This window comes from Streptomyces sp. NPDC001410 (assembly GCF_042895235.1).
GTDB lineage: Bacteria > Actinomycetota > Actinomycetes > Streptomycetales > Streptomycetaceae > Streptomyces.
On record NZ_JBIAWE010000030.1, the window covers coordinates 59,051 to 67,199 of the forward strand.

Annotated in this window: 8 protein-coding genes; 5 read left to right on the top strand and 3 right to left on the bottom strand. The window is 73.1% G+C overall.

Features of this window, described 5'->3' with window-relative positions:
- Positions 1–24: 24 nt before the first annotated feature.
- Genes ACFY3C_RS42860 through hutU form a run of 3 tightly spaced genes read right to left on the bottom strand, consistent with a single transcriptional unit; the run spans position 25 to position 4,246 of the window.
- Positions 25–1,368 (bottom strand): formimidoylglutamate deiminase, encoded by a 1,344-nt coding sequence (locus tag ACFY3C_RS42860; protein ID WP_390774764.1) that lies wholly within the window; start codon positions 1,366–1,368, stop codon positions 25–27.
- Entirely contained in the window at positions 1,365–2,585 is a 1,221-nt protein-coding gene (locus tag ACFY3C_RS42865; protein WP_386573157.1) for an allantoate amidohydrolase, read from the bottom strand. The genes ACFY3C_RS42860 and ACFY3C_RS42865 overlap by 4 nt, the downstream gene beginning before the upstream one ends.
- Positions 2,582–4,246 carry a urocanate hydratase gene (hutU, locus tag ACFY3C_RS42870; protein ID WP_389175880.1) on the bottom strand — a complete coding sequence of 555 codons (1,665 nt, stop codon included), beginning with the start codon at positions 4,244–4,246 and terminating at the stop codon, positions 2,582–2,584. Before hutU ends, ACFY3C_RS42865 begins: the two co-directional genes overlap by 4 nt.
- 147 nt (positions 4,247–4,393) lie before the next feature.
- Between hutU and ACFY3C_RS42875 the strand changes: the two genes are divergently transcribed.
- From ACFY3C_RS42875 to ACFY3C_RS42895, 5 genes are all read left to right on the top strand, one after another.
- The gene (locus ACFY3C_RS42875; RefSeq protein WP_386573159.1) at positions 4,394–5,767 is read left to right on the top strand and encodes a diaminopimelate decarboxylase; all 1,374 of its coding nucleotides are present in this window, start codon (positions 4,394–4,396) and stop codon (positions 5,765–5,767) included.
- Positions 5,768–5,946: 179 nt separating this feature from the next.
- Positions 5,947–6,336, top strand: a complete 390-nt coding sequence (locus ACFY3C_RS42880; protein WP_386573160.1) for a hypothetical protein — start codon at positions 5,947–5,949, stop codon at positions 6,334–6,336.
- Positions 6,333–7,151, top strand: a complete 819-nt coding sequence (locus tag ACFY3C_RS42885; protein WP_386573161.1) for a transcriptional regulator — start codon at positions 6,333–6,335, stop codon at positions 7,149–7,151. Before ACFY3C_RS42880 ends, ACFY3C_RS42885 begins: the two co-directional genes overlap by 4 nt.
- 31 nt (positions 7,152–7,182) lie before the next feature.
- A complete protein-coding gene (locus tag ACFY3C_RS42890; RefSeq protein ID WP_390774765.1) occupies positions 7,183–7,674 on the top strand; it encodes a roadblock/LC7 domain-containing protein in 492 nt (163 codons plus the stop codon).
- A 10-nt stretch (positions 7,675–7,684) separates the two neighbouring features.
- A complete protein-coding gene (locus ACFY3C_RS42895; protein ID WP_386573163.1) occupies positions 7,685–8,059 on the top strand; it encodes a hypothetical protein in 375 nt (124 codons plus the stop codon).
- The last annotated feature ends 90 nt before the right edge of the window (positions 8,060–8,149 follow it).

Genomic DNA, 8,149 nt, shown 5'->3' on the forward strand with positions numbered 1-8,149 from the left:
GGGGTTCGGCGGGTTCGGCGGTGGTCAGCCGCGCAGGGCGTCGATCGCCTCGGCGAGTGCCGACGGCACGTCGGGCACGAGCGCGTGCACACCGTCCCGTACGACCTGGCGGCCGCCCACGATCGTGTGCCGTACGTCCGCCGCGCTCGCCGCGAATACGGCCGTCTCGGCGCCCAGCCCGGGCAGCGGCCCGGCCGTCCTGACCGAGTCCAGGGCGATCGTCGTCAGGTCGGCGAGCGCACCGGGTTCGATGGTGCCGGCGTCCGTCCAGCCGAGGGCCGCGTGGCCGTCGGCGGTGGCGGCCCGCAGCAGCGCCGAGGCGGTCCAGTGGCCCCGGGTGCGGGAGCGCAGCCGCTCGTTCAGCTCCATCGCGCGTGCCTCTTCGAGCAGGTCGATGACGGCGTGGCTGTCGGAGCCGAGGGAGAGCGGGGAGCCCGACCGCTGCAGGGCGACGGCGGGGCCGATGCCGTCCGCGAGGTCGCGCTCGGTCGTCGGGCACATGCAGGTGCCGGTGCCGGAGTCGCCGAGCAGCGCGATGTCCTCGTCGGTGAGGTGCGTGTTGTGCACACCGGTGGTGCGCGGCCCGAGGACGCCGTGGTCGGCGAGCAGCCGGGTGGGGGTGCAGCCGTGCGCGGCCTGGCAGGCGTCGTTCTCCGCCGTCTGCTCGGACAGGTGCACGTGCAGCGGGGCCCGCCGCTCCTCGGCCCACCGCGCCACGGTCGCCAACTGGTCCGCGGGCACGGCCCGTACGGAGTGAATCGCAGCGCCGATCCGCGCGTGGTCCCGCTCCTTGAGAACTGCACAGCGTTCGGCCCAGGCTTCCGCATCTCCGTCGGAGAAGCGCAGTTGGTGCGCGTCGGGTTGCGCGCCGAAGCCGGAGGAGAGGTAGGCGGTGTCCAGCAGGGTGATGCGGACTCCGGCCTCGGCGGCCGCCGCGATCAGCGCCTCGCCCATGGCGTTGGGGTCGGCGTAGGGCTTGCCGCCGGGGGCGTGGTGCACGTAGTGGAACTCGCCGACACAGGTGACGCCGGCCAGGGCCATCTCGGCGTACACCGCGCGGGCGAGGGCGTGGTAGGTGTCCGGAGTCAGGTGGTCGGCGACGGAGTACATCACCTCGCGCCAGGTCCAGAAGGTGCCGGAGCCGACCTGGACCGTGCCGCGCAGCGCCCGGTGGAAGGCGTGCGAGTGGGCGTTGGCCAGGCCGGGGAGGGTCAGTCCGCGCAGGATCTCGGCGCCGGGCGGCGGGGTGGCGACGCCCGTGCGGACAGCGGTGATACGGCCGCCCTCCGTGTCCGTGTCCAGGGCCACGCCCGGCTCGACGTCGGTGTCGAGCCAGGCGTGCTCCAGCCAGTACGTCCGTGTGGTCACGTGCAGGCCAGCCCTTCCAGTACGTCGGCGAGCGCGCTCACCCCGGCCACGCAGTCGTCCTCGGCCGCGAACTCGGCCGGGGAGTGCGAGACGCCGGTGGGGTTGCGCACGAACAGCATGGCGGTCGGAATGCGCCCGGAGAGGATTCCGGCGTCGTGTCCGGCACCGGTCCCGAGGACGGGCACCTTCAGGCGGTCGCTCGCCGTCCCCAGGATGCGGCCCAGTTCGTCACGGAGCGCGTGGTCGAACTCGACCACCGGGGTGAAGGACTCCCGGACGACGTCGAGGTCGATGCCGTGGGCGTCCGCGTACTCCCGGGCGGCCTTCTCGATGCCGCCGACGACCGTGTCCAGGGTCTGCTGGTCGGCGGCGCGGGAGTCGAGCCAGCCGCGCACCAGGGAGGGGATGGCGTTGACGCCGTTGGGCTCGACGGAGATCTTGCCGAAGGTGGCGACGGCACCGGCGAGTTCGGCCTCCCGGCGGGCGGCCAGCACGGTCTCGGCGTACGACAGCATCGGGTCGTGCCGGTCGACCAGCCGGGTGGTGCCGGCGTGGTTGGCCTCGCCGCGGAAGTCGAAGCGCCAGCGGCCGTGCGGCCAGATGGCACTGGCGATGCCGACCCGGTCGCCGGACAGGTCCAGCGCGCGGCCCTGCTCGACGTGCAGCTCGACGAAGGCGCCGATGCGGGCCAGCCGCTCCGGGTCGGCCCCGATGCCGTCGGGGTCGTACCCGGCGGCCTCCATGGCCTGGGGGAGGCTGATCCCGTCGCCGTCGGTGAGCCGATGGGCCTGCTCGACGGTCAGCTCCCCCGCAGTGAGCCGGGAGCCGACACAGGCCAGCCCGAACCGGGCACCCTCCTCGTCACCGAAGTTGACGATGGCCAGGGGCTTGGCGAACCGCACGTTCCTGCCGCGCAGCTCGTCCAGGGCGGCGAAGGAGGAGACGACCCCGAGGGGCCCGTCGAAGGCGCCGCCGTCCGGCACCGAGTCCAGATGCGACCCGGTGACGACGGCGTCCCCGGCGGCCGGGTCCCCGAGCCAGGCCCACTGGTTCCCGTTCCGGTCGACCTCGTAGGCCAGCCCGCGCGCCTCGGCCTGCTCCTGGAACCAGGTCCGGCATTCGGCGTCGGCACCGGTCCAGGAGTAGCGCCGGTAGCCGCCGGAGGCGGAGCTGCGGCCGATCGGCAGCAGCTCCGCCCACATGCTGTGGAAGGTCACGCCTGGTCACCCTCGCGCATAGGCACCCGGACCCCGCGCTCCTGCGCGACCGACTCCGCGATGTCGTAGCCGGCGTCCACGTGCCGGATGACACCCATGCCGGGGTCGTTGGTGAGGACGCGCCGGATCTTCTCGCCGGCCAGCTTCGTGCCGTCGGCCACCGTGACCTGGCCGGCGTGGATGGAGCGGCCCATGCCCACGCCACCGCCGTGGTGGATGGACACCCACGACGCACCGGAGGCCACGTTCACCATCGCGTTCAGCAGCGGCCAGTCGGCGATCGCGTCGGAGCCGTCGAGCATGGCCTCGGTCTCGCGGTACGGGGAGGCGACGGAGCCGCAGTCGAGGTGGTCGCGGCCGATGGCCAGCGGAGCCGCCAGCTCGCCGGAGGCCACCATGTCGTTGAAGCGCTCGCCGGCCTTGTCGCGCTCGCCGTAGCCGAGCCAGCAGATACGGGCGGGCAGGCCCTGGAAGTGGACACGCTCGCCGGCCATCTTGATCCAGCGGTGCAGGGACTCGTTCTCCGGGAAGAGCTCCAGGATCGCCTTGTCGGTCTTGGCGATGTCCGAGGCCTCGCCGGACAGGGCGGCCCAGCGGAAGGGGCCCTTGCCCTCGCAGAACAGGGGCCGGATGTAGGCGGGGACGAAGCCGGGGAAGGCGAAGGCGCGGTCGTAGCCGGCCAGCTGGGCCTCGCCGCGGATGGAGTTGCCGTAGTCGAAGACCTCGGCGCCGGCGTCCATGAAGCCGACCATCGCCTCGACGTGCTTCGCCATCGCCTCACGGGCTCGCGTGGTGAAGCCGGCCGGGTCCTTGGCGGCGGCGTCGGCCATGTCCTCGAAGTCCACGCCGACCGGCAGGTAGGACAGCGGGTCGTGGGCGGAGGTCTGGTCGGTGACGATGTCGATCGGGGCGTTCATCGCGAGCAGCTGCGGGACCAGCTCGGCGGCGTTGCCGAGGACGCCGATGGAGAGCGGCTTGCGCTGGTCACGGGCCTCGGTGGCCAGCTGGAGCGCGTGGTCGAGGTTGTCGGCCCGGACGTCCAGGTAGCGGTGCTCGATGCGGCGCTCGATGGCGCGCGGGTCGCAGTCGATGCAGATGGCGACGCCGTCGTTCATGGTCACGGCGAGCGGCTGGGCGCCGCCCATGCCGCCGAGGCCGGCGGTGAGGGTGATGGTCCCGGCGAGGGTGCCGTTGAACTTCTTCGCGGCGACGGCGGCGAAGGTCTCGTAGGTGCCCTGGAGGATGCCCTGGGTGCCGATGTAGATCCAGGAACCGGCGGTCATCTGGCCGTACATGGTCAGGCCGAGGGCCTCCAGACGGCGGAACTCCTCCCAGTTGGCCCAGTCGCCGACCAGGTTGGAGTTGGCGATGAGGACACGCGGGGCCCACTCGTGGGTCTGCATGACGCCGACCGGGCGGCCGGACTGGACCAGCATGGTCTCGTCCTGCTTGAGGGTGCGCAGCGTGCGCACCATCGCGTCGAAGGAGCGCCAGTCACGGGCGGCCTTGCCGGTGCCGCCGTAGACGACGAGCTTGTCGGGGTGCTCGGCGACCTCGGGGTCGAGGTTGTTCTGCAGCATCCGCAGAGCGGCTTCCTGCTGCCATCCCAGGGCGCTCAGTTCCGTGCCGCGCGGTGCTCGTACGGGGCGGGGTCCCGACATCGTCTGCCTCCTCCTGTTGCTATCTCTATTCACATCCTGACTTCCTGAATAGAACTAGTCAATACATCGGCGGCACCCCGTCCGCGCGTCGCGGGTGTTTGGCTGGAATCACCCGAACACTGGGGCAGGGCGACAGGAGGACAGGTCGTGGACCAGGACACCTACAGCGAGGCCCGGGAGCGGGCCGCCCGGCGGGACGAGGCGGTGCGCGGCGCGGTGGAGCAGGGGCTGCTGGGGCCGGACGCGGCCGTGGTGGCGCTGCTGGACGTCACCGGCATCCGGGAGTCGGCGGCGGCCCTGCGGGCGGCGTTCGACGCGGTCACGGCGCCGGGAACGCCGGTACTGCACGCCTTCGCGGTGAAGGCGACCCCGCTGGTGCCGGTGCTGCGCCTGCTGCACGAGGAGGGCATCGGCGCGGAGGTGGCGAGCCCGGGCGAGCTGGCGCTGGCACGGGCGGCGGGGGTGCCGCCGGACCGGACGGTGCTCGACTCGCCCGCCAAGACCCCGGCCGAGCTGCGCGAGGCGCTCGCGCTGGGCGTCGCCGTCAACGCGGACAACCCGCAGGAGCTGGACCGGCTCGACGCCCTCGTCGGGTCGGCGCCCGGCCGGTCGCCGCTCGGCATCCGGGTCAACCCGCAGATCGGCGGCGGCACCATCGGGGCGACCTCGACGGCGACGGAGACCTCCAAGTTCGGGGTGGCGCTGCGCGACGAGGGGGCCCGGGAGTGGGTCCTGCGGGCGTACGCGGACCGGCCGTGGCTGACCCGGCTGCACGCGCACACCGGTTCGCAGGGCATCCCGCTGTCGCTGCTGGCGCGGGGCGTGGCGGAGGCGTACGCGCTCGCGGAGGAGATCAACGCGCGGATCGGGCGGCGGCAGATCGACACGCTCGACATCGGCGGCGGGCTGCCGGTCGACTTCACGGCGGAGGCGACGGCGCCGACGTACGCGCAGTACGCGCGTCTGCTGGCCGAGGAGGTGCCGGGGCTGTTCGACGGGCGGTACGGACTGGTGACCGAGTTCGGGCGGTCGCTGCTGGCCAGGCACGGCACGGTGGTAGCGCGGGTGGAGTACACCAAACGCTCCGGCGGGCGACGGATCGCGGTGACGCACGCGGGCGTGCAGGTGGCCACGCGGACCGTGTACGCGCCCGGGGCGTGGCCGCTGCGGATCGCCGCGTACGACGCCAAGGGGCTGCCCCGGTCGGGCCCCGAGGTGGTGCAGGACGTGGCCGGCCCGGCCTGCTTCTCGGGCGACCTGCTCGCCGAGGGACGCACGCTGCCCCTGCTGGAGCAGGGCGACTACGCGGCGGCGCTGGACACGGGCGCGTACTACTTCGCCCACCACTACGCCTACAACTCCCTCGCCCGCCCGGGGATCTACGGCTTCGCGCCCGACGGCACGGGAGGCGTGGCCTTCGCTGCCGTGCGGGAGCCGCAGACCGTGGCGGAGGTCGTGGCCGAGTCCGGCGGGGCGCATGCGTCCGCGCTCACCACCCTGCGCGCGTCCGGGAGCCGTTGACGCACCCCGGGCACATCTCGAACAACTGGGTCAACTGCCCGGAAACAGTCGTCAGTTGACCCACATTAGTACGCCGGACGCATGTTCCACCGGAAAATGCCAAAGCGCTCACCTCTCGCGCACACGGTGCGTAGTGTGCCTGTCACTCAACCGGAGTCACAGGCGGGAGGAAAGCCAGGGTGCCCGGAATCGACGAGTGCTTGCTGGAAGCGATGCGGTTGCCCGGTGCCCGGGGAGCCTCCCTGGTGGACTGGACGAGCGGCTTGGCCCTGGGCACCGTCGGGGACGCCCCCGGCGGTGACCACGAGACCACCGCGGCCGAGGCCGCCGAACTGGCCCGGCTGGCCGCCGAACACGGCGCCTTCGCGGCCGGGGGCGGCGACGACGTCGGCCCGCCCGTCGAGGACGTGATCGTCAGCAACCACGACAGCTACCACCTGCTGCGGTTCGTGGACACGTCCTTCGACAGCAGCGTCTTCCTGCACCTGTGGCTGGGCCGGGCGGAGGGCAATCTCGCCCTCGCGCGGATCCGGCTCGGCGAGATGGCCGCCCGGTTGGTGCTGGGATGACGATGGTCGAAACCCCTCCGCCACTGCCGGTGCGGGACAAGGCCGCGGCCTGGGACCGTACGGCGGGCGCGCTGTCCCCGATGCTCCGGCGGCTCGCCGAGGAGCAGGCCACCGGCGTCCTCGTCCGCGAGCACGGCACCCTGCACCTCGCCGAGGGCCGGGTGGTGCACGCCGAGAGCCCCCATGCCCCTGGTCTCGACGTGCTCCTCACGGCCCACGGCACCCTGGCCACGACCGCCTGGCAGCGGGCTGCCGGGCAGGCCGACGGCCCGGCGGACGCGGCCCGGCTGCTGCTGGACGCCGGGCTGCTGCCGGAGGGCGCGCTGGAGCTGTGCCACCTGGACGCGCTGTACGACGCCGGGTACTTCGCCCTGTCGCCGAGCAGCGCCCCGGGCCGCTTCCGGTACGCCCGAACGCCCCGCCTCGGCCCGCTGCCCTCGGTTCCGGTCATCGCGCTGGAGCGCGAGACGCTGCGCCGCCGGCTGCTGCTGCACCGCCTGTGGCCGGACCCGGCGGCCGACAACGCGCCGCTGATCCGCGCCGACCCGGCCGCCACAGCGCCGGTCACGCCCCGTCAGCGGGCGGTCCTGGACCGGGTGGACGGCGTCCGCACGGCCCTGGAGATCGCCCGCGACCTGGGCAGACAGGCGTTCCACACGCTGGTGGACGTACGCCGCCTCGCGGCGGCCGGACTCCTCAGGCCGATACCCGTGGCCCCCGCCCCGCCGCCGGTCCCCCCGACTCCCCCGCTCACGGTCACCGACCCCGACATCGCGCTGCTGAAGAGGCTCAGGGATGCGCTGGAGGCGCTTTGAACGGCACCAACCCGCCGAGAGGAGAGAGCTGATGGTGTCCGCACAGGACCTCGACGCCGTCATGGACGAGCTGCGTCGGCTGCGGACCCGCGTGCCGCAGCTCACCGGCGCCCTCGCGGCCGGCGTCGACGGTCTCGCCGTCGCCCACGACACCCCCGGTGTCGACCCGGAGGGGCTGGCGGCACTCACCGCGGCCGCGCTGGGCGTCGCCGTACGGATGGCCGACGCCACCGGGAACGCCGGCTTCCGGGAACTGCTGGTGCGCGGCGAGAACGGCTACGTCGCCACCTACGCGGCCGGCCGCACCGCCGTGCTGACGCTGCTCGCCCAGGACCGGGTCAACGTCGGCCGGCTGCATCTGGAGGGCCGTCGCTCGGCCGCCCGCGTCGGGGAACTGCTCGACGCCGCCGAAGCCGCCGCGGCAGCCACCCGGCCGACCACCAAGGCCGCACCCGCACCACGGACCAGAACCACGCGCGCGCCACGCACCACGACCGAGGCGCGCACCGCAACCGACAGCTGAGAGGACCACCATGGCCAACTCCGAAACCGCACTGAAAGAGGCGCTGACCTCCATCGAGGGCGCCACCGGCGTCGCGCTCGTCGACTACACCAGCGGCATGGCGCTGGGCACGATGGGCGGCAGCAAGAGCTTCGACCTGAACGTGGCCGCCGCCGGCAACACGGACGTGATCCGCGCCAAGATGCGCACGATGGAGCACCTGGGCCTCAAGGGCGACATCGAGGACATCCTGATCACGCTGTCGGACCAGTACCACCTGATCCGTCTGCTCAAGGGCCGCGGCGGCAACGGCCTGTTCCTCTACCTGGTCCTGGACTCCGCCCGGGCCAACCTGGCGATGGCCCGCCACCAGCTGAAGAGGATCGAGGCGGACCTGGAGGTCTAGGTGTATTGACCCGCAGCGTTGTTCACGCGGCTGATCGGTGGCTGGCCGCCGAGTGCGGTGTGGCAGCGGTGGTGGTTGTAGGTGTGGAGG

Coding starts and splice junctions, on each gene's coding strand:
- ACFY3C_RS42885 (WP_386573161.1), top strand. CDS start 6,333: ATGACGATGGTCGAAACCCCTCCGCCACTGCCGGTGCGGGACAAGGCC.
- ACFY3C_RS42895 (WP_386573163.1), top strand. CDS start 7,685: ATGGCCAACTCCGAAACCGCACTGAAAGAGGCGCTGACCTCCATCGAG.
- hutU (WP_389175880.1), bottom strand. CDS start 4,246: ATGTCGGGACCCCGCCCCGTACGAGCACCGCGCGGCACGGAACTGAGC.
- ACFY3C_RS42890 (WP_390774765.1), top strand. CDS start 7,183: ATGGTGTCCGCACAGGACCTCGACGCCGTCATGGACGAGCTGCGTCGG.